This window comes from Nitrospirota bacterium, from assembly GCA_004296885.1.
Lineage (GTDB): Bacteria > Nitrospirota > Nitrospiria > Nitrospirales > Nitrospiraceae > SYGV01.
Genome location: SCVN01000003.1, coordinates 127,615 through 151,668, shown reverse-complemented (window position 1 = coordinate 151,668; position 24,054 = coordinate 127,615). Strand labels below are relative to the sequence as shown.

19 protein-coding genes are annotated in these 24,054 nt (G+C 62.1%); 9 read left to right on the top strand and 10 right to left on the bottom strand.

What is annotated here, in order from left to right:
- Window positions 1–99: 99 nt before the first annotated feature.
- Window positions 100–1,089, top strand: a complete 990-nt coding sequence (locus tag EPO61_02165) for a hypothetical protein (GenBank protein TAJ10639.1) — start codon at window positions 100–102, stop codon at window positions 1,087–1,089.
- 18 nt (window positions 1,090–1,107) lie between these two features.
- On the opposite strand, the gene EPO61_02160 is transcribed toward EPO61_02165, so the two are convergent.
- The 6 genes from EPO61_02160 to hpnJ form a co-directional block, all read right to left on the bottom strand.
- A complete protein-coding gene (locus tag EPO61_02160; GenBank protein ID TAJ10638.1) occupies window positions 1,108–2,406 on the bottom strand; it encodes an FAD-binding oxidoreductase in 1,299 nt (432 codons plus the stop codon).
- A gap of 11 nt (window positions 2,407–2,417) precedes the next feature.
- A complete protein-coding gene (locus tag EPO61_02155; protein ID TAJ10637.1) occupies window positions 2,418–3,554 on the bottom strand; it encodes a DegT/DnrJ/EryC1/StrS aminotransferase family protein in 1,137 nt (378 codons plus the stop codon).
- A gap of 33 nt (window positions 3,555–3,587) precedes the next feature.
- Complete coding sequence (locus EPO61_02150; protein ID TAJ10636.1) at window positions 3,588–4,052, bottom strand: hypothetical protein; 465 nt, start codon at window positions 4,050–4,052, stop codon at window positions 3,588–3,590.
- The gene (locus EPO61_02145; GenBank protein TAJ10635.1) at window positions 4,049–5,215 is read right to left on the bottom strand and encodes a glycosyltransferase; all 1,167 of its coding nucleotides are present in this window, start codon (window positions 5,213–5,215) and stop codon (window positions 4,049–4,051) included. Before EPO61_02145 ends, EPO61_02150 begins: the two co-directional genes overlap by 4 nt.
- Window positions 5,216–5,230: 15 nt before the next feature.
- Window positions 5,231–6,124 (bottom strand): hypothetical protein, encoded by an 894-nt coding sequence (locus tag EPO61_02140; protein TAJ10634.1) that lies wholly within the window; start codon window positions 6,122–6,124, stop codon window positions 5,231–5,233.
- A 167-nt stretch (window positions 6,125–6,291) separates the two neighbouring features.
- Window positions 6,292–7,728: a hopanoid biosynthesis associated radical SAM protein HpnJ gene (gene hpnJ / locus EPO61_02135; protein TAJ10633.1), complete on the bottom strand. Its 1,437-nt coding sequence runs from the start codon at window positions 7,726–7,728 to the stop codon at window positions 6,292–6,294.
- A gap of 294 nt (window positions 7,729–8,022) precedes the next feature.
- On the opposite strand from hpnJ, the gene EPO61_02130 reads away from it, so the two are divergent.
- A complete protein-coding gene (locus tag EPO61_02130; GenBank protein TAJ10632.1) occupies window positions 8,023–8,292 on the top strand; it encodes a hypothetical protein in 270 nt (89 codons plus the stop codon).
- A gap of 79 nt (window positions 8,293–8,371) precedes the next feature.
- On the opposite strand, the gene EPO61_02125 is transcribed toward EPO61_02130, so the two are convergent.
- The 4 genes from EPO61_02125 to EPO61_02110 all read right to left on the bottom strand — a co-directional run bounded on the left by EPO61_02125 (window position 8,372) and on the right by EPO61_02110 (window position 13,315).
- A complete protein-coding gene (locus tag EPO61_02125; GenBank protein ID TAJ10631.1) occupies window positions 8,372–9,901 on the bottom strand; it encodes a peptidase C14 in 1,530 nt (509 codons plus the stop codon).
- Window positions 9,894–10,934 carry a tetratricopeptide repeat protein gene (locus tag EPO61_02120; protein ID TAJ10630.1) on the bottom strand — a complete coding sequence of 347 codons (1,041 nt, stop codon included), beginning with the start codon at window positions 10,932–10,934 and terminating at the stop codon, window positions 9,894–9,896. Before EPO61_02120 ends, EPO61_02125 begins: the two co-directional genes overlap by 8 nt.
- An 8-nt stretch (window positions 10,935–10,942) precedes the next feature.
- Window positions 10,943–11,458 (bottom strand): DUF2231 domain-containing protein, encoded by a 516-nt coding sequence (locus EPO61_02115; GenBank protein ID TAJ10629.1) that lies wholly within the window; start codon window positions 11,456–11,458, stop codon window positions 10,943–10,945.
- A 369-nt stretch (window positions 11,459–11,827) separates the two neighbouring features.
- The gene (locus EPO61_02110; protein TAJ10628.1) at window positions 11,828–13,315 is read right to left on the bottom strand and encodes an alternative thymidylate synthase-like protein; all 1,488 of its coding nucleotides are present in this window, start codon (window positions 13,313–13,315) and stop codon (window positions 11,828–11,830) included.
- Window positions 13,316–13,573: 258 nt separating this feature from the next.
- Between EPO61_02110 and EPO61_02105 the strand changes: the two genes are divergently transcribed.
- The 7 genes from EPO61_02105 (at window position 13,574) to gyrA (ending at window position 23,962) form a co-directional block, all read left to right on the top strand.
- Entirely contained in the window at window positions 13,574–14,833 is a 1,260-nt protein-coding gene (locus tag EPO61_02105) for a histidine--tRNA ligase (GenBank protein ID TAJ10627.1), read from the top strand.
- Between the two features lie 134 nt (window positions 14,834–14,967).
- Window positions 14,968–15,288: a hypothetical protein gene (locus EPO61_02100; protein ID TAJ10626.1), complete on the top strand. Its 321-nt coding sequence runs from the start codon at window positions 14,968–14,970 to the stop codon at window positions 15,286–15,288.
- A 20-nt stretch (window positions 15,289–15,308) separates the two neighbouring features.
- Entirely contained in the window at window positions 15,309–15,653 is a 345-nt protein-coding gene (locus EPO61_02095) for a hypothetical protein (protein TAJ10625.1), read from the top strand.
- 629 nt (window positions 15,654–16,282) lie between these two features.
- Window positions 16,283–17,623: a chromosomal replication initiator protein DnaA gene (dnaA, locus tag EPO61_02090; protein TAJ10624.1), complete on the top strand. Its 1,341-nt coding sequence runs from the start codon at window positions 16,283–16,285 to the stop codon at window positions 17,621–17,623.
- Window positions 17,624–17,658: 35 nt separating this feature from the next.
- The gene (gene dnaN, locus EPO61_02085; GenBank protein TAJ10623.1) at window positions 17,659–18,801 is read left to right on the top strand and encodes a DNA polymerase III subunit beta; all 1,143 of its coding nucleotides are present in this window, start codon (window positions 17,659–17,661) and stop codon (window positions 18,799–18,801) included.
- 91 nt (window positions 18,802–18,892) lie between these two features.
- Entirely contained in the window at window positions 18,893–21,382 is a 2,490-nt protein-coding gene (gyrB, locus tag EPO61_02080) for a DNA topoisomerase (ATP-hydrolyzing) subunit B (GenBank protein TAJ10622.1), read from the top strand.
- Between the two features lie 102 nt (window positions 21,383–21,484).
- Window positions 21,485–23,962: a DNA gyrase subunit A gene (gene gyrA, locus EPO61_02075; protein ID TAJ10621.1), complete on the top strand. Its 2,478-nt coding sequence runs from the start codon at window positions 21,485–21,487 to the stop codon at window positions 23,960–23,962.
- Window positions 23,963–24,054: the final 92 nt, after the last annotated feature.

The following is a 24,054-nucleotide window of genomic DNA, read 5'->3' as shown; positions in this document are numbered from 1 at the left end:
TGCCGGGGCTGGCTGGGAACGTGGTGATGGCCGGCCCGGCCTGATTCCGATGCTCCTCCGACGGCGCCTCACCGACCCGCGCGGGACCCGGTTCTTGCGGTGACGGTTTCCCGTCACACCCTGCTCTGTTTCTGTGCCGCCTTCTTCGCGCTGGCCGATCCGGTCGGCGCGCAATGGTCCCTCGACACGGAGGCCAACCTCTTCTATACGGACGACGTGTCGCTCTTCTCCGCCTCCCGCCGGCTGGCCCTGATGGAAGACCCGACCCAGCCGGTCGTGGACGTGACCGGTCAGGGATCGGACATGGTCGTCGAGCCCCAGGCGGAACTCACGCGTACCTTTTCCACTGGGCTCGGGCGCACGGAGTTGTCGGTGAAGGCCCAGGGCTTCATCTTCGCCACCAGTCCCCTGTACGACCACGGGACCTTCCGCTTCGAGATCGAACAGGACCTGACCCGTTCCCTGATGCTGCGCCTCAATTACTATTACGCCCCCGATCTCTTCCTGGCTCGCAATACCCAGCGGTCGACCGGTATCAAGGCGGATGAACGGGTCACCGCGCACATCTACAGCGCCCACCTGGAGGGCCGCCCGACCGAGGACCTGACTCTGCGGTTGTTGACCCGCTATGGGAGCCGCGACTACAACGCGGCGTTTTCGAACCGCGACACCACGCTCTGGACCATCGGGCCGCACGTCGAATGGGCCGCCGCCCGGTGGCTGGACGTGACCGCCGGTTATCATTACGAGCGGGGTCTGGCCGACGGGCGCAATCAGCCCCAGTCCAAGGACGACGTCTCCTACATCAACCACTACCTGGCCCTCGGGCTGATGTTCAAACCGATCGAGAACCACGCGATCTTTCTCGGCGGGGACTACGAACACAATATCTTTACGAGCACGATCGTGGGCGACGAGCGCCAAGGCCAGAAGGAGGACATCTATCAGTGGGAGCTCGAATACTGGCGGACCCTGAGCGCAACCGCGGTCCTCACCGCCGGCTTCCAGCGTTCCGAGCGGGTGTCCAACATCCCGGCGCGATCCGTGCCGGATAACAACGCGTGGCTGGGCCTGGAATACAAATTCTAGGAGCGGCCGGCGAGCGGCTTAGGAGCGGGGCTGGAATTTTTCGGCGAGGCGCTTGGCCATGCGGGAGTGCATGGGCTCCTGCAGCAGGGCTTCGACGGAGGCGTCGTCCGTGAGGCGCACGGCCTTCACCGGCTCGATGCCGAAGTGCCGGCAGACGTTCGCGGCGAGACTGAAGCAGAGGGAAAACTTGCCCGGCAGGGTCAGCGTATAATGGCCCCGGTCGATGATGTGGTAGAGGTAGTTCCGGATGAAGGAGGAGGAGGAGACTTCGGTCTTGTAGCCGAAGAACAAATCGGTGCTCTTGGCGTCGAACTCGCCGAACACTTTTTTGGCCATCGCCAGCATGTTGGCCCGGACCTTGTCCTGCACGTCCTGGCTGGTGTGCCGGGCGTCGTGATAGACCGCGTTCCCGATCAGGGAATATTCCAGCCCGTTGTTGCGGTGGCAGATGTGGTTGATCGTCTGGTCCATGTGCGGCGACATCCGCACGAAGTTGAGGTCGGTCAGCGCGGGATAGACGACGAGGAGCGGGCTGATGAAAACCTTGGTATTGGCTTCGAAGGCCGTCGTGTCCTTGCCGGTCGCCAGGATCGTATGGCGCGCGGCGATCCGGGTCGGTGTCTCGCTGCCGTCCAGCTTGACCGTCACCGAGCCCTTGTCCAGGCTCTGCACCCGGGCCTGGGTCTTCACCTCCCCGCCCGAGGCGAGGAACGACCGGAGCAGGTCCGTGGCGATGAGCCGCGTGTTCATCGCCCGGTCGCGGGACTTGAGCGCGAAGGCCACGTGATCCAGGTTGAGCCCCAGGGCGGAGCTGTGCATCACGTATTTGAGGGGCTTGGCCCCGAACCCCAACTGGTGGCTGAGACTGCGCGAGGCGTCCAGGGTCTCGAACCAGGACATGCGCTGCTTGGCCCGGCGCAGCGCCACGGCCCAGGGCAGTTTCCAGGGCCAGCTCACGCCCTCCGTGCTCGTATAGACGTAGAAGTTGGTCCGGTTGGAGAACCAGCCGTCGGCATTTGTCGTGGAGATGTGCTTGTCCACGCGCAGGTTCATCTGGGGGAACCCGCCGTAGTAATCCACCAGGTCGTCCAGGTTCCCGACCATCGTGCGGCAGAAGAAGTTGTTCGGCAACGCCGTGTAGAGGGCGCCGGTGTGGAACCAGCCCTGCTGCTCGGCCGAGGCCTCGGCGCAGAGGAGCGCGTTTTTCTCGAGCAGGACGACCGAGGCGCCGGACCGCTGGAGCATCTCCGCGATCGCCAGCCCGGCGATGCCGCCGCCGACCACTGCAAAGTCTTTGCCCGGTCTCCCGTTCGCCATCGTGCTTTCGATTATGCGAGATGCTTCACGAGCATCTCGGCGACATAGGCCGCGTCGTCGTCCGTCATGCCGGAAGTCAGCGGCGGGCACACATGGTTCGGGCACCACCGGTCCGCCCCCGGATAGGTTTCGCCCGGACAGACCCCTTCGAACACCGGCTGCTTGTGGCAGGGCAGATCATACACCCCGCCGCCGCAGATGACACCCACCTCGTTCAGGCGCTTTTTCAGATCCTCCGTCGTCCGGCCTTCCGGCACGTGGACGATCAGTTTGTACTGGCTGGCTGCATCCATGTGCTTGGTGGACACGTAGCTGAGCCCGGCCTTGTCCAGCGCCTTGGCGATGATCTCGTAGCCCTTCTGCCGCTTCGCCAGCATCTGCGGGAGTTTTTTCAACTGGATCAGGCCCAACAGGGCGCCCGGCTCCGTGATCCGCGCGCTGTTGCCGAAATCGTGGTGCAGACCGCCGAAGTTCATGCCCCGCTTGCCCTGGTTGCGAAAAGACCGGGCCAGGTAATCTTCCTCGTCGTTGTTGGTCGTGATGATGCCCCCTTCGCAAGTGGTCATGACCTTCGTCGGAAAGAAGGAGAAGGCCGCAGCATCGGCCAGGTTCCCGGACTTGACGCCCTTGAGCTGGCTTCCGTGCGCATGGGCCGCATCTTCCATCACGAAGAGGCCCTGCTGGCGGCAGTCGGCCACCACCTGCGGAAACTCCGGCGAAACGACGCCGCCGATGTGGACCCACATGACGCCGGCCACCGGCGTCTTACCCTTGGCCCGGTGCTTCTTGAGGGCCGCCTGGACCATTGCGAGACTCGGCGCGAAGGTCTGCTTGTCCATGTCGAGATAGACGGCTTCGCCGCCCGCGCGGATGATCGCCGCGACGGTCGCGAAATTCGTGTTCGTCGGGACCAGCACGGCCTTGCCTTCGACCTTCTTGATCCGCAACAGGAACTCCAGCGCCGTCGAGCCGCTGTTGCAGGAGATCGCATGCTTCACGCCGATGTACTCGGCGAAGGCCTTCTCGAAGCGGGTCGTATACTCCCCCAAAATCAGTGTCGCCGATTTCAGGATCTTGGCCGACTCCTGCTGGTAATAGGCGATCTCGTCGTCCGTGATGTCGAAATAAAACGGCTTCACCTGCCGCATACTGGGTCTCCTTTATTTCTGCCGCGATCCTCGTTAGGGATGAGACGTCGCTTCTCCGCTCACCGAGACCAGGACCACGCCGACAATGACGAGCACGATCCCGGCCCACCGCACCGGCGATACCACCTCCTGCAGAATGGTCACGGCGAGAACCGCCGCGAAGACGTACTCGATGGCCGTGAAGGGCACGGCCACCGTGACGTCCGCCCAGGAGAGGGAGGCGATCAGCAGAAAATAAAAGACGCCGTTCAGAATCGTGCCCAGGATCACGTACGGATTGGAGAGGGCCTGGCCGAAATAGGACAGGAGCGCCATCGGCTGATAGGTCTCCAGGGAGCCGACGGTCTGCATCCCCTTCTTGATCAGGATTTGCCCGCCGGCCGTGGCGGCGGAGGCCACGATCATGGCAATAATCACTCGTAACATGGTGAGTCTCCTCGTCAACGTGGATTCGCAAGAATGTTTGGATGTGCCGGCCGGCCGGGACGCGGCGGTCATGACCGGGCCTCCCGCGGGACCAGCCGCCCGTTGCGGGTCAGGACGAATTCCACGCCCCGCCAGACCACGGTCCGCTGTGTGAAGGCGAGCGCCCAGGAGGCCAGGCCGGTCACATCGCGCAAGGGCAGGAGCCACAGACTGCGGAGCCCTTCCCGATCCCCGATCCGGCCGAGGATGAGGGCCGTCGTGACGAGACGGATCGAGACGGCGCCGCCCAGCACCGTCAGCCCGACCGGATCCATGAGCCGCAGGCACGCATAGAGCAGCGCAAAGGGCACCGAGCGGGTCAGCACGGTAGCGGCAAAGCCGCCCGGCTGCGCGAACCGCGTGTTCTGGTCCCAATAGACCTGATGGCTCCACCATTGCGCGACGGATTTCAGATCCACCGTGGCTTCGATGAAATAGGGCGGCACGGCCATGCGCTTCCCCGATTCCCAGATGCGCCGGCCGATCTCGTAATCCTCCACCAGGTATTCGGCCAGGCTTTCCAGCCCGCCGATTTTCGCCAGCGCCTCGCGCCGGAGCGTGATGGACTGGCCGTTGCTGTAGTTCGAGGCGCCGGTGGTCAGGGCGAACATAACGCTGGGAATGAAGTCCGCGTTCATGCTCAAGAGCTCCAGCTTCTCGTACCAGCATCCGGCGTTGACCGCTTTGAACGGGGTGCAGACGCAGCCGACCGCCGGATCGGCGAGCGGCGCCACGACCGCCTTGAGATAATCGGGCCGGACGCGGATGTCACTGTCGCTGATGACCAGGATCTCATGCTTGGCCTCGGTGAGCCCGCCGATCAGGTTGTTCACTTTCCCGTTCATGCCCGCCTGGAGGTTCTTCACCACCACCGTCACGCGGCCCGCGCCGAACTCCCGTTGCAGCTCGTGGAGAATCGGGATCGCCGGGTCATCCGATCGCTGCGCGGAGAAGACGACCTGGTAGTCCGGATAGTCCTGCAAACACATGGTCCGCAGGTTGGCCTTGAGGTCCTTCTCCAATCCATAGACCGGCTTCAGGACCGTGACCGGCGGCCATTGTCCCTCCGAAAATCCCGAGGCTGCCGAGGCAGCCCGGTCGCGGCAGAACCAGAGGGCCGCGGGCAGGCAGAGCAGCCCGAACAACGAGCCTCCGACGACCGGAATCAGGCAGAACCATTGAAGCCATTCGATCATAGTCAATCGCGTCGGCTATTCGGTGTACACGGCCAGTTCCAGCCCCAGCAAGATCAGCCCGAGCGGAACCATGACGAACTTGGGCTTCCAGGCCAGCCGGTCCAAGGTGTCCGCCAGCCAGCCGGCCGCGATGAAGATCGAGGTGAAGGCCATGAGGTTATGTTGCCGGACGATCAGCCCCATGTCCATCCCCGGACTGTGCTCGTGCTCGTGATAGAGAAGCGCGACCCCGCCGAAGGCCAGCACTGCGGCCAGCGCATACCCCGACAAGGGATTCGACCGCTCGCGCCGCGCCACGAACATCGTGTAGAGGCCGATGGCCACGGGAATCAGACAGAGGACCTTGTGCTGGAGCCATTCGCTGGAACCGGGGCGGTTGTAGCTCTCCATGAACGTGGCGGCCAGCGGCCAGTCGGTCGGGTCCGCGTTCAGAAAAATATGGATGCCCATGAGCAACCAGATCGCCCCCATGCCCTTGCGCAAGGCTCCATGGCGCCGCTGGGTCAGCCGATCCGCCAGGACCAACAGGCCCAGGAGCGCGACGATGGTCCCGCAGGACCGGTGCATGAACAACGAGTAGGTCCTCTCCTCCTCACGCGTGACGCCGCCCCGGACGATGGTCGTGGTCTCGTCCACCGGGCCGGTCGCATGCGCTCCGTGGCCCTCATGGCTGTCGGCGTGGCTGTGCTCGGATGAAGCCGCCTGATGTGCGCTGTGATCCATCACGGCCGGCTCCGGCTGGGCCGGCGTGCCGGCATGACCTTCGTGCTGGGGAGCAGACTCGTGCCCCTCGTGCGCAGCCTGGTCGGCCCGGGCAACCCAGGTCCAGCCGATGGCCACGGCCAAACAGAGGGTCGAGGCGAAGGTCCAGAGGGCCAGGGGTCTGGTCTGTCGTCGGGTCTGATTCATACGATGGTGCGAACTGCTTTTCGCAGGAGCGTCGGCCTGATGCCACCAAGAACGTCTATCGGGTTGAGGTGTGAGCAATATCGGGGGTCGTGCCGACCGGGCCATTGCAACCGGATCCTCCTCCGGGGGATTTGGACCCCCGGTCGGAGGAAAAAACCGGCTGATCGTTACGCGCTGACTTCTTCGGCCCGGGCGAAGCGATGGCGCTTGGCGCGCGTCGCAAAATAGTCCCTCGCCTCTTCGAGCAGCCGGGCGCGCTCGTGGGAATCAGTGGCCATGACGCGCAGGAACCGCAAAATCACCTTGGGGCGGAAGTAGAAGCGGTCGTAGAACCGCTCGACCATCTCCACCATGTAGCGCCGGTCCAAGCCCGGATACTGGATGCTCGGCAGCTGATGCCCGAGTTCATCCGTCATCTCGTCGTCATTCAGATACCCGTGCTTGCGCACATAGCTGTCGAATTCGGTCCCGGGATAGGGATGGGACATGGACACCTGGATGGTCTGCGGGTCCAGCAACTTGGCGAACTCGATGGTCTTCTCGATCGTTTCCGGCGTCTCGCCCGGCAGGCCGATCTGGAAGTCTCCGTGTACGACGATCCCGACTTTCTTGACGTCCTTCATGAAGGCGATGGCCTGTTCGGTCGTCGCGCCCTTCTTGATGTTCTTCAGAATCGTGTCGTCGCCCGACTCGAAGCCCACGACCATCAGGCGGCAGCCCGCGTCCTTCATGGCCTGGAGCGTTTCCAGGTCCGTGTGCACCCGGGCGTTGCAGGACCAGGTGATCTTCAACGGCTTGAGGGCTTCGCAGACCTCCAGCACGTGGGCCTTGGCCCAGGGAAAGGTGTCGTCGTCGAAGAAAATTTCCTTCGCTTCGGGGAACTTCTCGCGCACCCCCTTGACCTCCGCGACCAGGTTGGCCGCACTGCGCGTCCGCCAAGGATGGCCGCTCATGGTCTGGGGCCAGAGGCAGAAGGTACAGAGAGCCGGGCAGCCGCGCGAGGCGTAGAAGGACACGTAAGGATGAAGCAGGTAGGGGATGTTGTATTTCTTGTAATCCAGGTCCCGCGCGTAGATGTCCGTGGCGAAGGGCAGCGCGTCCAGGTCCTCGATCGCCGGCCGGTCCGGATTGTGGACGATCTTGCCGTCCTTCCAATAGCTGATCCCGGCGATGGTCTCCAGCTTGTGGCCCCAGGCGAACTCGGCCACCGAATAATCGAACTCCCGGCGACAGACGAAGTCCAGCGCGCGACAGGCCTTGAGGCTCTCCTCCGTCTGCACCGTGACATGCGGCCCGACCATGGCGATCTTGATCGTCGGCTTGTTGGCCTTCATGCCCTCGGCCAGCTTTGCGTCGTTCTTGAACCCGGCTGTGCTGGTGAAGATCACCACGAACTCGTAGTCCCCGGAAATCTTGATCGTTTCCTCCGGAGAGACGCCCTGAGCCGGTCCATCCAGGAGCCGGCTGTCTTTGATGAGCCCGGCCGGGTAGGCCAGCCACACCGGGTACCAGAACGAGCGCACTTCGCGCGTGGCCTGGTATCGGGCACTGGCTCCCCCGTCGAAGCCCTCGAACGAGGGCGGGTTCAGGAGCAGGGTCTTCATGTCTATCGCCTCCTTGTCACAACAATCTATTCGATATTCGCCCGCTCTCCGCAGGACAAATTCTTCCGTAGTCCCGTTAACTTATACGTGAAGCCTGTTTATATACCCTAAACCAGGCCTGTTTGGGAAGGAAAAAGTGAAAGTATCCCCGAGCATGGGCTCAGCCACCCGCAGCAATCCTGCGCCGGACGGGATGCGGAGGGATGGCGACAAAACCCGTCTCTCTTGTCTTCCTGACCCTCTTTGACTACAATGGGGCCGCTTTCAGGCTGAACCGGAACAGGCGAGGAACGAGTGAAGGGACTGAGGTTCGAGCGGCTGGCTCACGGCCAATACTATAAGGTGGTGCTGCACATCGGCAGCACCTACGTTCCGGTCGCCGACGACACGCTGGCCGATCTCAAGTCCCACAGCCTGCTGCCGGCCGAACGGTTCCTCGAGCTGCTGGTCGAGAAGGTCGGCTATTCCTCCTATCTCAAAGAGCAGCTCCGCGCCGAACTCAAGAGCACCGGCGACCCGATCACGCAGGTCACGGTCCTGCAGGGCATCATCCGCGACCTGTAGCAGGATGTTGAAAAAGCCCCCCGGCTTTGTTCTCGCTTCGCTCAAAGCCTCACGGACTTTTTGAACATCCTGTTGGAAATCAAGGCTTCTGGATGTCGGCCCACTCCACCAGGCGGACGCTTTTCGCAGGGATCGTGGGATTGCCGAGCAGTTGCGGCTGCTGGTCGTTGTTGTATTCCCGCCTGGCCGTCCGCTCGACTTGCGGCTTGAGGTAGTCATAGACTTCCGCCAAGTCCACGGACCCATCCTTGTTGGCATCCGCTTCGCCGCGGAGCCCCTTCAGGAAGAAATAGGTCAGCAGGCCGTGACCTTTCTGGTCATAGGTGCTGGAGACTTGATCGCCCTTGCTCGCCGCCAGCACCACCGTCTTGCCGCCGGCCAGGACCGGATTTTCCACCGACAGCACCATCGGCCTCATGCCCTTCCCGATCACCGACCGGCCGCCCGCGCCGGAGAAACAGGAATCCAGCAGGACCACGACTTCCTTGGCCGGCAGCTTGCCCAGGTTTTCATAGAGTCGCTTCAGCGGATAGCCGGTCGCATCCACAAAGGCCGGGTCGCCGTCGTAGGGCACGAGGAACGCGTCGCCGGTCTTGGGATTGGGCGCCCCGTGGCCGGAGTAATAGACGAAGACCGTGCCGTCCTTCTCCACCCGATTGGGCAGCCAGTGCTCGATATACTTTTCCAAATCCCTCCCCGTGGCGTTCTCGTTCACCAACAGGGCGACGTTCTCGTCGGAAAAGCCCATCGTCTTTGTCAGGTAATCCTTCATCGTCTGCGCGTCGCGGGCCGCGAAGTCCGCCTTCGGCAACTTGTTGCGGTATTGCTCAATGCCGATGACGATGGCGTAGCGATTGGGTTTGGCGGCTCTCGCAACGGACGGCACGTCCACGTCGCTCGCCGGAACGGGCGAGGTCGGTGCGGGAGATGCGGCAACCGGCGATGCGGTCCCAAGCTGCCCGGCTGCGGCTTGTTGAATCAGCGTACCGATCACGTCATGTCCCCTCGCTTGAGCCGCTTCGAGCGGAGTGTTGGCCCCAAGGTCTCGGCTCGCTACGCAGCAATTGGCGCCTCGTTCCAATAGCAGTTGTGCGATGTTCGTCTTGCCGGTCCAGGCAGCCCACCATAATGCGGTATATCCGAAGTTGGGACTCTTCGCGTCGATGTCGGCCCCGCGGTCAAGCAGAAGCTTGACGACTTCCAGGTGGCCCTTTGATGCAGCCGCAGACAAGGGGATAAAATTACCTTGCCCCGCATTGATATCAGCCCCGTGGTCCAGAAGAACCTTCACAATATCCGCACGGCCCTGGGTGGCGGCCCGTAGCAAAGGCGGCCCGAGGAGGATTGATCGCTCGTTGATCGGCGCCCCCTGTTCTACCAAAGAGCGGACAGCCTGAAGGTCTCCCCGCTCCACTGCATCCTGCAACGGGGTCATGCAGCCGCTCGCGACCAGCGCCAAGCCCAGCAGCATTCCGGTCACGAGCCGATTCGGTGGTCTCATGGTCGCTCCATCAACTCCAAGAAAAACGGGGGCAGATCCTTCAACGACCCGTCCCCGCCAATCTTCCTCCGATAAGAGAGAAGTTAGTCTTTGGCCACCACTACACATCCCACGTATTGCCCTCGCGGAACAGGTCGTTCATGATCTTGCTCTTTTTTTCCGGGTCCTGCTCGTGCTTCAGGGCCAGGGCGTAATTCTCCATCGCCGTCTGCTGCTTACCCTTCAGCAAGTAGACACGGGCGATCCCCAGGTAGGCTCGCGCATCTTCCGGATTCGATTTCAGCGCCCGGCCGAAGGACTCCATCGCCTCCTCCCGCCAACCCTTGTTCAACCGGATCCAGCCCATCGCGGTCTCGGCCGGACCGAAGGTCGGGTCCGCCCTGAGGGCCTCCTCATATTCTTGCAACGCCAGGTCCATGCGGCCTTTGGTCTCGTAGAGCCCGCCGAGTGAAAAATGAACCTCTGCGTCGCGGGAGTTGAGGCGGATGGCTTCTTTATACTCCACGATGGCCGCCTCGATTTTGCCTTGTTCCGCCAGGGCGCAGGCCAGGTTGGCGTGCGCGACCGCATCATTGGGGTTCAGCTTGAGGACCTCGCGATACTGAGGGATGGCCATCTCCATCTGGCCCTGATCCTGATACGCGGCCCCCAAGTTGATCCTGGCCGCCGCGAAGGCCGGATTCAGCTTGATCGCCTCGCGATAGGCCTTGATCGCCATCTCCGGGCGGCCCGCCCGCTCGTGGATCTGCGCGAGGAAATAATGGGGGTAGGCCGATCGGGGGTCGAGCCGGGCGGACTCCTTGTACCGGGCGACCGACTCTTCGGACCGGCCCGACTGCGCCAGGAAGAGACCCCCCACTAACTGGGCTTGCGCCTGCTCGGGATGATCTTTCTGCAACGCCTCGACCCAGGCCCGGACTTGCTCGATGTCCTCCGCCGCCTCCAGCGATTTGGCATGGGCCTTCCACGCTTCCTTGAACTCGCCGTAGAGCAGGTGGACGACGTTCAGGGCAAAATAGGGCCGCGGGTCCCGCTGCGTCTGCGCCTCCAGCTCCCGCGTCCACGCCGTCGCCTCAACCCGGACTGTGTCCCAGCTCCCCGTCAGGACGGCGTCGGTAATCCGGTTGATGTACTCGCTCACATTGTGACTCAATAGTGGAACGGCTTGTTGGCTTTGTGGTCTTTGTGCTTCCCGTGCGCCGGTTCGGACGACGGCCCAGGCACGTCCACCCCGATATGATGGCGGAAGACCAATTCGCCCCCATACCAGCCCTGGATGCCGGTCAGCGTGGCTCCGATCACGTTCATGATCACGGGGATGCCCACCGAGACCCCCGCGGGCACGTCCCCTCCGTTCCGCACCGCCAGGTTCAGCACCTGGACGATCAGCAGGCCGAGCCCGAAGATCAGATGCGAGGTGGCCGGTCGACGCGCCTCGGTTTTTTCGCGCATGACGGCCAGGAAATCCGGCATCCCCGTCATCGCCGCGCCCAGGTGTCCGACAAGGCCGAAGACGAGGACCCAATAGGCCATCCGGAACCAGAAGGGTTCGTGCAGGAGGAGATACAGCCCGTCACAGACCAAGGCGGCGCTGTAGAGCCCGATGGGGAGCCCCACCAGCATCGCATGGACCGGATGCCCGGCGACTTCGAGCCGACTTTTCATGGCGCTCTCCTGTGGTTCCCTGGCCGCGGGAACATCAGACGATCCTCACGCCAAATGCTAGTCCCATCGGCGGAGAAATTCAAGAAAGAGACGGTGACGTCCTTTCACGCCTCTCGTCTCTTTGCCCTTACCTTTACCGACTGCTCAAAATCGTCAAGTTCACACCCGCCCGCCCCGGCGCGCCGAGACGCGCCCTGTCCACGAGCAAGGCCGCAAGGAGCGAGGCCTCTGAGGAGGTACATACCAAGCTTTGCTTGAACCGCTCGCTTCGATCACCTGCGAGCGGATAGGTTTTTAGCCTTTTGCTTTTCGTACGCTGAAGGGTTCGAGCGACTGAGAACAAAGTTGGGGGCGATTTTCAGCGGTCGATTAACGCGCGAGACTGTCTTCGACGTCCGGCGGCGTTGCCTGGATCTGGTCGGCCAGAAAGGGGTGCCGCTCGGCCAGCTTCTGCTTCATGAGCCAGGCGATCGTGCGATAGGACCAGTGGCCCTTCACGCCGGAGCGCAGGCGGGAGATGTACTCCACCTCGGCGTAATCCATCTTGAAGAGGCAGCGGACTTTGAAGCCGAACGGAATCGCATAGAGCGCCGCTTCCTGGCTGGATTTGCGCAGCTGTTCGATGTCCGTCTTCACCGCCTCCATCGCCGCCCGGTAATCGGCCTCCAGGCCCGCCTCGACGAGGGCCGGCGGCACGTCGTAGCCGTGCACGGTGGTGAAGTTCTGCTGGATCTGCTGGCAGCGCCGGTGCCGGTGCATGTCGCGCCAGCCGCCGATATCCATCAATACGTCGAACAGGAACGCATACCCGCTGCGGAATTCCTTGATCAGCTCGTCGTGCGGGCCCCGCTTCTTGAGCGCGAGCTCGATCGTTTCCTGCTTTTGTTTCTCGGTCCAGCCCTGGACCAACGCCAGGATCTGCCGATAGGGCGCCTGCCCGCCCCGATACAGCAGGGTCGCGGCCAGTTCGTCCAGCGGATGGTGCGGTTCGATCAGATCGACCGGCTCTGTGCGGGTCCAGGACGCAGACTGATCGAGCCCGGCCGCTTTGAGCACCTCCCGCGCGTGACGGCCCAGATCTTGGTACACCTCGGCCTGATAGGCGCTGGATTGGGCATAGCGGGCCAGCGTGGGAGCCAGCGGTTCGGCGGTGCCGGCCGACTGGCCCGACAGCTCGCCCCACACGTTGACCGGCGGGCGTTGACAGGCTTCTTTTAAATCTTCCCCGACGGCCTTGAGCTCCGGAAGCTGAGCGGACAAAAGCCGCGAAATCTGCTTCTCCAGGGTCCGGATGCTCACCACCTGCCCGACGTTCGTGCGCACGGCGAGCGGCAGCAGGTACCGGGTGACGTCGAAAGCCCGGGCGGCGATCGTGCGGTCGTAATCCGCAGGCTTCATATCGTCCGGCCGCGGAGTCCGGTTCGCGAGGAACCGCTTCAGCGGATCATGAAGCAGCGTATAGCAGTTGAAGAGGCTGCCGATGATGCCGCGGTAGGTCCCTTCCGTCTCGGTCCCGTGGATGGAATCCGGCACGTAGCAGCCGCTGGGACCGAAATTCTGGTACCGGCTGGACTTGGCCTGCCCGTCCCAGAGCGGTTCGTCTTCCAGGCGAATGGCGGCCAGCTCGGAGATATGTTCGAAGCAGATGATGACGTGGCCCAAGTCGGCGATGGACGCATGGCCGTAGGCGAAGTAAAACTGCTCCCAGAACTTCTCCGAGGAATGGCCGTGCACCCAGCGGAGACTTTCTTCAATCGCATCGGCGGAGCGGCTGTAGCGGGCCAGCGCGTAGGCGGACTTCTCCGGAGGCATCGGGGCAAGGGCGATGACGCGTCTGGTGGGGCCGTCGGTCGTCATGTTTTACTCTTCTTTGATTTAGCTGACGGCTGAGAGCTGTCGGCTATCAGCTTTCGACCGCGCCGCACTATACCCCTAGCTGCCGGCCTTCGCAAGAATATCGCTTCGTGCTCCGCGATCATGGCCCGGCATGCGCGTTCATCGTTCGCGCAACGTTCGTTGACTTGCCGCAGGGGCGCCAGTATAGTGCCGCTCAACCTGTGAGGCGTACGGCTCTGCTCTCCTCACGTCTGACGCCTCACTCCTAACGGGAACCTCATGATTCGCGGGATCAAAGGCGTCAAGGACACCCTGCCGGACGAGATGCCCCGCTGGCAGGTGATCGAGGGAGCGGCCCGCCGGTTTTCCCACCTGTACGGCTTCCGTGAAATCCGCGTGCCGGTCTTCGAGGTGACCGAGCTGTTCGCCCGGAGCATCGGAGCCAGCACGGATATCGTCGAAAAAGAGATGTACACGTTCCAGGACCGGGACGGCTCCTCGCTCACCTTGCGGCCGGAAGCCACGGCCGGCGTGGTGCGCGCCTACATCGAACACAATCTGACCGCCGCCCCCACCGCACAGAAGTTCTATTACCTCGGCCCGATGTTCCGCCATGAGCGGCCGCAGGCCGGACGCTTGCGCCAATTCCATCAATACGGGGTCGAGTCCTTCGGCAGTGCCGCGCCCCAGGCGGACGTCGAGGTCATTTCGCTCCTCTGGCGGTTCCTCTCCAGCTTGGGCCTGCCCGGCCTCACGCTCGAACTCAACAGCCTCGGCGAGGCCGGCGACCGGCCCGCATACAAAGCGGCGCTCGTTGCGTTTCTGAAGCCGCTGGAGGACAAGCTCTGCCAGAATTGCCGGCGCCGGATCGAGACCAACCCGCTGCGGGTGCTCGACTGTAAGGTGCCCGCCTGCAGGACGGCCACCGATTCGGCCCCGAAGCTGACGGACCATCTCTCACCCTTCGCACGGCAACACTTCGAGACAGTGCGGGCCACCCTCGATGGCTTGCGCATTCCCTATCTGCTGAACCCTCGGCTCGTGCGCGGGCTCGACTATTACACCCTCACGACGTTCGAGGTGACCACCACGCACCTGGGCGCGCAGAACGCGGTCGGGGCCGGAGGGCGGTATGACGGCCTTGTGGAGGTGTTGGGGGGTCCCAAAACCCCTGCGGTCGGGTTCGCGGTCGGCCTCGAGCGGGTCTCGCTGATGCTTCCGGAGGGGTCACTCCCCGCGGCGGCCAAGACGGTCTTTGTCGCCGGGTTCGGATCTCAAGGACTGGAGGCCGGTGTCAGGCTCCTGGACGAGCTGCGCTTCCTGGGTGTCCCAGCCGATACGGATTTTCGAGCCTCTTCGCTAAAAGCGCTCTTGCGGCAAGCCGACCGCCTCCAGGCTTCTTATTGTGCGATTCTCGGCGATGATGAAGTGGGCAAGGGATCTCTGATCCTTCGCGATATGCAGACCAAGGAACAACAGTTGATCCCGCTCGGAAAGGCTGCCCCTACAATCGCGTCCCTCTTCCTGAAACCACAGTAATCCCCTCTCCGAATTTGCCTTATTTTTCATTTGACTTTTAGGTCTTAAAACGGGTACATTTTCATGATCGTTTTAATATCTGTAAGGTATTGAAATTGTTTGTTTTTTATTTATATTGAGCCCTGTGGATTACGATGGATAAAAAGAGGCTTGCTGTATTGCTGTCCACAGGTCCGACTCATCCCAATGTCACGACCGTTTCACGTCTCTGCGAAGAGGCGTTACGATCAAACATTGACGTTTATTTGTACTTGATTGATGAGGGTGTGTTGAATCTTCGTGACCCTCGGCTGTTGGGCCTTTCTGCAGCAGGGGTTAAATTCTTCGTCTGTGCGTATGGGTGCCAACAGCACAAGGTTTCGACGGACAACTTGGGGAACGACGTCACGCTCTGTGGTCTCGTAGTCCTCTCCAATATGATCAACGGGTGTGACCGGTTCGTCGCCTTTAATTGAATCGCCCTTCGGGGAGGTCTATGGCCCCCAGTATCGTCACGGTGATTCGGGAAGATCCTCGTGACACACCTCGTGCCGTGGAAGCTCTCCGTATCGCGCTCGGTCTCAGCACCGGGGAGAATCCGTTGACGGTCATTCTCCTCGGTCGGGCTCCGCTGCTTCTCTCGGAAGACATCGATGACATCCAAGACATAGAAATTCTTGAAAAATATCTCCCTTCCTTTAAGCACCTGAAGATTCCTTTTATCGTTCCACTCGGCACCCGATCCACATACTCTCTGGACGACGAATTTACGGCTCGGGAGGCCCCACCAGAAGAAATCGCGGACCTGGTGGCGGCAGCCGATCGAACGTTGGTATTTTAAGCGGAGGCCTGATTGCGCAACGTTCTGTACATCCTCGGTGACACCCGCGCATCCGGCTCCCTGCTTCCGTCTTCCCCATCAACAGGGAATCAGACATCGGTTGTGCTTATTCATGACGCGGTAGGACTCTCCCAAGTCCCGGCAGCACGCGTGTATGCCTTGGCCGACGATGTTACGTCCCGCAAGGCATCACCCTCGTTTCCGGTGATCTCCTACGGCGACTTCTTGCGTCTGATTTTCGAGGCGGACAACATCGTGGCTCTCTAATTCACAAGGGCTCTTATTCCTCGTTTACCGTGTGAAGAAAGAAGATCCGTCGGAGCCGGAGTCGGAGTAGAGGGAGTGGATAGGGGGGATAGACGGAAAGACGTTGATCTTGAATGGATACTCGGTGATACGCTTACTCGAAGAACAGGTGGCAACCGTCTTATAGGTCGTGAACTTCATGAATATAACCTGTGCAGGGAATAGGGATACGCAAGACAGATGAGGCCCGGTAAATTTATAGGTTTGCGTATTAGGCAACAAGATGAAGAACGGACAAGATCATCGCAAGAGCATGAAATGACAGCGAAATAGTATCCACAGCTGTTAATAAAGCTGTGAATAATTGGAGATTTTAGGAATTTATGTCCGGTAGTACGGTATGGGAATCAGCTCTGGCTTATATCGAGTCCAGAGTCTCGAAGATGGACTTCGACACTTGGTTCACACCAATGCGCCTGTTGAGCATTGATGATGTGGGGGCGAGGATTGAGGTCCCGAACAAGTTCTTTGGTGAACGGGTCGAAAAATCGCACCCGGGACTCCTGGCTGAGGCGCTCGCGGAGGCCCGAGGGGGAGCGAAAGCCGATGTGGTGTTTGTACCGACGGAGAAGCAGGCGAGATCCCCGGGGGGAACCGGTCCGTCGGCGGGGACGAAGACCTCACCTGCCGGACGAACCAGGCGCGCGAATCCTCTCAATCCCAAGTACACCTTTAAAACCTTCGTCGTCGGAGCCAGCAACCAGTTTGCCCACGCCGCCAGCATGGCTGTGGCGGACCGCCCGGCGGAAGCCTATAACCCCCTGTTTATTTACGGCGGGGTCGGGCTCGGAAAGACGCACCTCTTGAACGCGATCGGGAACCACGTCGCCGAAAAGGCCGATGTGAGGATCGCATATGTGACGACGGAACAGTTCACGAACGAGGTCATCAACTCGATCCGTTACGACAAGATGATGGACCTTCGCAAGAAGTACCGGAACATCGACATGCTGCTGGTGGACGACGTGCAGTTCCTGGCCGGAAAAGAGCGGACCCAGGAGGAGTTCTTTCACACCTTCAACACGCTCTACGAGGCCCACAAGCAGATCGTCCTGTCCAGCGACCGGTTCCCGAAGGAAATGCCGGACATGGAGGAGCGGCTGCGCTCCCGCTTCGAGTGGGGCCTGATCGCGGACCTCCAGCCGCCGGATGTGGAAACGCGCATCGCGATCCTGCGCAAGAAGTCGGACGACGAAGGCATCGGGCTTCCCGAGGACGTGGTGCAGTTCCTGGCCGCGAACATGAAAAGCAACATCCGGGAACTGGAAGGCTCCCTTGTCCGCCTGGGGGCCTACTGTTCGTTGACCGGCCAGGCCATTACGATGGACATGGCCAAGACGGTCTTGCGCGACATCATCGGCGAGAAGAAGAAGATCATCGCGATGGACGACATCGAGGAGGCCGTGGCGAACCGCTTCCATGTGAAGATCGCCGAGCTGAAGAGCCGACGGCGGAGCAAGACGCTGGTCTACCCGCGGCAGATCGCCATGTACCTCTGCCGCGAAATGACGGACTCCTCGTTCCCGGAGATCGGCCGGCACTTCGGGGGCAAGGACCACACGACGATCATCCACGCCTGCAAGCAGATCGCCAAGGCCAAGGAAGCGGACGGCACGTTACGGGCCACGCTGGAAAGCTTGAAGGAGCAGATCACCAAGGGCTAGCAGCGACGAGCGGGACCGAACCCGGGAGACACCCGATGAAGCTACGAATCGCGCGCGACGAAATGTTGATGGCCCTGCAGCGGGTCCAGGGCGTGGTGGAGAAGCGCAACACCATGCCGCAACTCTCCAACATCCTGCTGGAGGCCAAGCCGGAGGGGGTGGACGTCATCGCCACCGATTTGGAAATCGGCATGCGGGCCCTCTACAAGGCCACGGTGCAGGAGCCGGGCGCGATCACCCTGTCGGCCCGCAAGCTCTTCGAGATTCTCAAGGAGCTGCCCGACGGCGAAATCGAACTGAGCGTCACGGAGAACAACTGGGCGACCATCCGCTCCGGCAAGAGCCAGTTCAAGGTCGTCGGGCTGCCCAGCAGCGAATACCCGGCCCTCCCCTCGATCGAACGCGAGGGGCTCACGCCGGTGACGGGCGCGGGGCTCCTCGAGCTGATCCGCAAGACTCTCTTCGCGGTGGGCGACAACGACGCCCGCTACATTTTAAACGGGCTCCTGGTCACGCTCATCACCTCGGAGAAGACGACGACGCTTCGCCTGGTCGGCACGGACGGCCACCGCTTGGCGATGGCCGAGCAGGAGACGGCGGCGGCCGGCGGCAAGGACGCGGCCAAAGACGGCCCGAAGGAAATCAAAGCCATCATCCCCAAGAAGGCGGCCCATGAAATGAAGCGACTGCTGGAAGAGGGGGACGGCGAGCCGCTCATCGGCTTCACCAAAAACCTCATGGTCTTCCGCAAGAGCGGGCTCCTGCTGACCTCCCGCCTGATGGAGGGCAATTACCCGAACTACCAGCAGGTGATTCCCAAGGAAAAAGACCAGGACAAGAAAGTCAGCGTGGCCCGGACCGAGCTGGAAGGGGCCTTGCGCCGGGTCGCGGTCCTCTCCCGCGACAAGACCAACGCGGTGAAGGTGACCCTTTCGGTGGGCAAGATGACGCTCTACACCAGCAACCCGGATTTTGGCGAAGCGACCGAGGAGTTGGCCGCGCAGTACAAGGGCGAGACCCTCACGACCGGCTTCAACGCCCGGTACCTGCTGGACGTGCTGGCGGTGATGGACGGAGACGCGATCTCCATGCAGATGGACAACCCGCTGAGTCCCTGCCTGATCCGCGAACCGGGCAACGCGGGCTTCACCTGCGTGGTGATGCCGATCAAGGTTTGACGGTGAATGGTGAATAGTGATCGGTGAGTAGAGGGCGGCCCTCTCCATCACCAGTTACTGATCACCCATCACCTTTCTGAGAAGGAGGCGGATGGCGACTAAAGACGCAAAAACCGACGCAGCAGGCCAGGGAAAGTCCGACAGCTACAGCGCCGATCAGATCAAGGTGTTGGAAGGCCTGGATGCGGTCCGCAAACGGCCGGCCATGTACATCGGCAGCACCGGCGTGGACGGGCTGCACCACCTCGTCTACGAAGTGGTGGACAACAGCGTCGACGAGCACATGGCGGGCTTCGGGGAGTCGATCGAGGTCACGATCCACATCGACGGGAGCGTGACGGTGGTGGACAACGGCCGCGGCATCCCGACGGGCATGCACTCGACCCAGAAGAAATCCGCCGCGGAAGTCGCGCTGACCGTCCTGCACGCGGGCGGCAAGTTCGAGCAAGGGGCCTACACGGTCTCCGGCGGGCTCCACGGCGTGGGCATTTCGGTCGTCAACGCACTCTCCGAATGGCTGGAGCTGGAAATCTGGCAGGACGGTCAGACATTCGAGCAGCGCTATGAGCGGGGCAAGCCGACCGCGCCGCTGAAGGTCACCGGGAAAACGAAAAAGCGCGGCACGATGGTCACGTTCAAGCCGGACAACCAGATTTTCGAAATTCTGGAATTCAGCTTCGACGTGCTGGCCCAGCGCCTCCGCGAGCTGGCCTTCCTGAACAAGGGCCTGGCCATCACGCTCAAAGACGAGCACAAAGAAAAGGAGCAGACCTTCCGCTACAAGGGCGGGATCGTTTCCTTCGTCGAGCACCTCAACGAAGCCAAGACGCCGCTGCACAAGACCATCTTCGTCGAGATCGAAAAAAGCGACATGATTCTGGAGGTTGCCCTCCAGTACAACGACAGCTACGCCGAGAACCTCTTCTCCTTCGCCAACAATATCAACACGAAGGAGGGCGGCACCCATCTGGTCGGCTTCAAGGCCGCGCTCACCAGGACCATCAACAACTACGCCAACGCCAACGATCTGCTGAAGAAGGAAACGGAGTCGCTCACGGGCGACGATGTGCGCGAAGGCCTCACCGCCGTCGTCAGCGTCAAGTTGCGGAACCCGCAGTTCGAAGGGCAGACCAAGGCCAAGCTGGGCAACAGCGAGGTCAAGGGCATCGTGGAAGCGGCGGTTAACGAGGCGCTCGGCGACTACTTCGAACAGAACCCCCCGATCGCCCGCAAAATCATCGGCAAGGCCGTGGACGCGGCCCGGGCCCGCGAAGCGGCGCGCAAGGCCAAGGAGTTGATCCGGCGCAAGAGCGCATTGGACGGCGGCTCGCTCCCCGGCAAACTGGCCGACTGTTCCGAAAAAGACCCGGCCCACAGCGAGCTGTTCATCGTGGAGGGCGATTCGGCCGGCGGCTCGGCCAAGCAGGGCCGCGACCGGAAGTTCCAGGCCATCCTCCCGCTCAAGGGCAAGATCCTGAACGTGGAAAAGGCCCGGTTCGACAAGATGCTCTCCAGCGACGAGATCCGGACCCTGATCATGGCGCTGGGCACCGGCATCGGCCGCAAGCGGGAAGAGACGGAGGGCGAAAAGAGCAAGGACGACAAGGAAGCCTTCGACATCACTCGCGCCCGGTACCACAAGATCATCCTGATGACCGACGCGGACGTGGACGGCAGCCACATCCGCACCCTGCTCCTGACCTTCTTCTTCCGCCAGATGCAGGCGCTGATCGAACGCGGCTACATCTACATCGCCCAGCCGCCGCTCTTCAAAGTGAAGAAGGGCAAGACCGAGCGGTATCTCAAGGACGAGAACGCGCTCAACGAGTACCTGTCCGACCTGGCGGTGGAGGACGTGGAAGTCTACGTGGAGAGCGGTCAGGCCTTCGTGACCGGCCGGCGCCTGCTGCCGATCTTGAAAAAGCTCATCGCGTTCGAATCGCTCATCACCCGCTTCAGCAAGAAGCAGCGCGAGGGCGGCATTCTGCGGGCCTTCGTGGACGAGCCGGGCCTGGACCGGGACCTGCTCAAGAACGCGACCGCGCTCAAGAAGCTCGTGGCCAACGCCAAGAAGACCCTGACCACCGCCTATCCCAAGGCCACGATGGCGTTCGACATCGTGGAGGACGAAGAACACCAATCCAACAAGGTGGTCTGCAAGATCCAGACGAACGGGATGGCCCATCAACTGGAGATCACCCACGAACTGGTCGGCTCCGCCGACTTCCGCGAACTGCAAAAACTGGCGCCTTCGGCGATCGGCCTGGGCCGGGCGCCGTACAAGCTCAAGGCGAAAGACATCCAGAAAGAGCTGCCGGGCCCGGCCGAACTGGTCCGCGAGATTCTGGAGATCGGCAAGCACGGATTGGGGCTGCAGCGGTACAAGGGCTTGGGCGAAATGAACCCGACCCAGCTCTGGGAAACGACCATGAACCCGGAGACCCGGAGTCTCATGCAAGTCAAACTGGAAGACATCGCCGGGGTGGACGACATCTTCTCGATCCTCATGGGCGACGAGGTGGCGCCGCGCCGCGACTTCATCCAGCAGCACGCGCTGGAAGTGCGAAATTTGGACGTCTGAAACAGAACGCTGAACGATGAATGTGGAATGATGAGCAGGGGAAGCCATCTTCCATTCATCATTCAGCCTTCCGCGTTCATCATTTGTTGATAGGGAGAAGACATGCCCGTTGACGAACGCTTGACCCAGATCGCCATCGAAGACGAGATGCGCTCGTCCTACCTGGATTACGCGATGAGCGTGATCGTGGGCCGCGCCCTGCCGGACGTGCGGGACGGCATGAAGCCGGTGCACCGGCGGATTCTCTACGGCATGAACGAGATGGGCCTGGTCCACAACCGGGCCTACCGCAAGTCGGCCAAGATCGTCGGCGAGATCATGGGCAACTACCATCCCCATGGCGACTCGGCGATTTACGACACGCTGGTCCGGATGGCGCAGGACTTCAACATGCGCTATCCGCTGGTGGACGGTCAGGGCAACTACGGGTCGGTGGACGGCGATCCGCCGGCCGCCATGCGGTACACCGAGGCGCGGCTGACCAAGCTGGCCGAGGAGATGCTGGCCGACATCGACAAGGAAACGGTCGATTTCGTCCCGAACTACGACGAGTCGCGCACCGAGCCGCGGGTGCTCCCCGCCAAGGTGCCGAACCTGCTCGTCAACGGGGCGGGCGGCATCGCGGTGGGCTATGCGACCAACATTCCCACCCACAACATCGGCGAAGTGGTGGCCGGCCTGGTCCTGCTGCTGGACAATCCCGAGATCACGATCCCGCAACTCATGAAGGCCATTCCCGGGCCGGACTTCCCCACCGCCGGCTTCATCTACGGCACCCAGGGCATCAAGGACGCGTACACGACCGGCCGCGGCCTGCTCACACTGCGCGCCAAGGTGAACATCGAGACGGACGAGCGGACCGACCGGGACCGGCTCATCGTCACCGAGATCCCCTACCAGGTAAACAAGGCGCGGCTGATCGAGAAGATCGCGGAACTGATCCAGGACAAGAAGATCGAGGGCATCTCCGACCTGCGCGACGAGTCCGACCGGGACGGGGTACGCGTCGTCATCGAGATCAAGAAGGGCGACATCCCGCTGGTTGTCCTCAACAATCTTTACAAGCACACGCAGCTCCAGACCACCTTCGGCGTGATCATGCTGGCCCTGGTCCACAACCGGCCGGAGGTGCTGACCCTCAAGCAGATCCTGGAAGCCTTCATCGAGCACCGGCGCGAGGTGGTCATCCGCCGTACAGCCTACGAACTGCGCAAGGCCGAGGAGCGGGCTCATATCCTGGAAGGGCTCAAGATCGCCATCGATCACCTGGACGCGGTGATCCAGCTGATCCGGAAATCCCAGTCTCCCGAGGTGGCGCGGACCGGCTTGATGCGGCAGTTCCGGCTGACGGAGCTTCAGGCGAACGCGATCCTGGACATGAAGCTGCAGCGCCTGACCCAGCTCGAGCGCAACAAGCTGATCGAGGAATATCAGGAGGTGCTCAAGCGGATGGAGTACCTCAAGTCCGTGCTCGCCAGCGAAGCGCTGGTCCGCAAGATCATCAAGGACGAGCTGCTGGCGATCAAGGAGGCCTACAAGGACGAGCGGCGCACCCAGATCGTCAAGGAAGAAGCCGAGATCAACATCGAGGACCTGATCGCCCAGGAAGAGGTGGTCGTCACGATCTCCCATTCCGGCTACATCAAGCGCAACCCCGTGTCCCTGTATCGGGCGCAGCGGCGCGGCGGGAAGGGCAAGATCGGCATGGGCATCCGCGACGAGGACTTCGTGGCGACCCTCTTCACCGCCTCCACGCACGACTACCTGCTGTTCTTCACCGACGCGGGCAAGGTCTACTGGCTCAAGGTGCACGAGATTCCGGAGGCCGGCCGCGCCGCCAAGGGCAAGGCCATGGTGAACCTGCTGGCTTTGGCCGGCGAGGAGAAAGTCACGGCCACGCTGCCGGTGAAGGAGTTCCGCGACGACCGCTTCGTGGTCATGGCCACGAAGCAGGGCGTCATCAAGAAGACGGAGCTCTCGGCCTACGGCAACCCGCGCGCCGGCGGGATCATCGCGCTCACGTTGGACGAAGGGGACAAACTGATCGCCGTGGAGATCACCGACGGCCAGCGGGAAATCCTGCTCGGCACGAAGCAGGGCATCGTCATCCGCTTCAAGGAAGAGGAAGCCCGGCCCATGGGCCGCACCGCCCACGGCGTGCGCGGCATCACGCTGGAAGAGGGCAACGAAGTGATCGGGATGGAGACGATCACCCCGGACTCCACCGCCGCCATCCTGACCGTCACCGAAGGCGGGTACGGCAAGCGGACGCCGGTGAGCGAATATCGCATCCAAGGGCGGGCCGGCAAAGGCATCATCAGCATCAAGACGACGGAAAAGAACGGGCTCGCCGTCGGCTTTCTCCAGGTGCGCGACGACGACGAGATCATGCTCATCGCCTCGCAGGGAAAGATCCTCCGCTGCAAGGTGGACGACATCCGCGAGATCGGGCGGAACACCCAGGGGGTCCGCATCCTCGATCTGGACGCGCCGGATGACCGGGTCGTGGGCGTGGCGCGGCTGGCCGAAGGCTCCGCCGACGCCGGAAACGGCGATGCGGCGGACAACGACGGGGGGTAGCAGCTTTTCTCCTGCAAGCGACGCGGGGACGCGGAGACAGAGAGACGGGGCGAAGCAGGGATCGCCGCGTCCCCCATCGCCCCTTCTCCGCG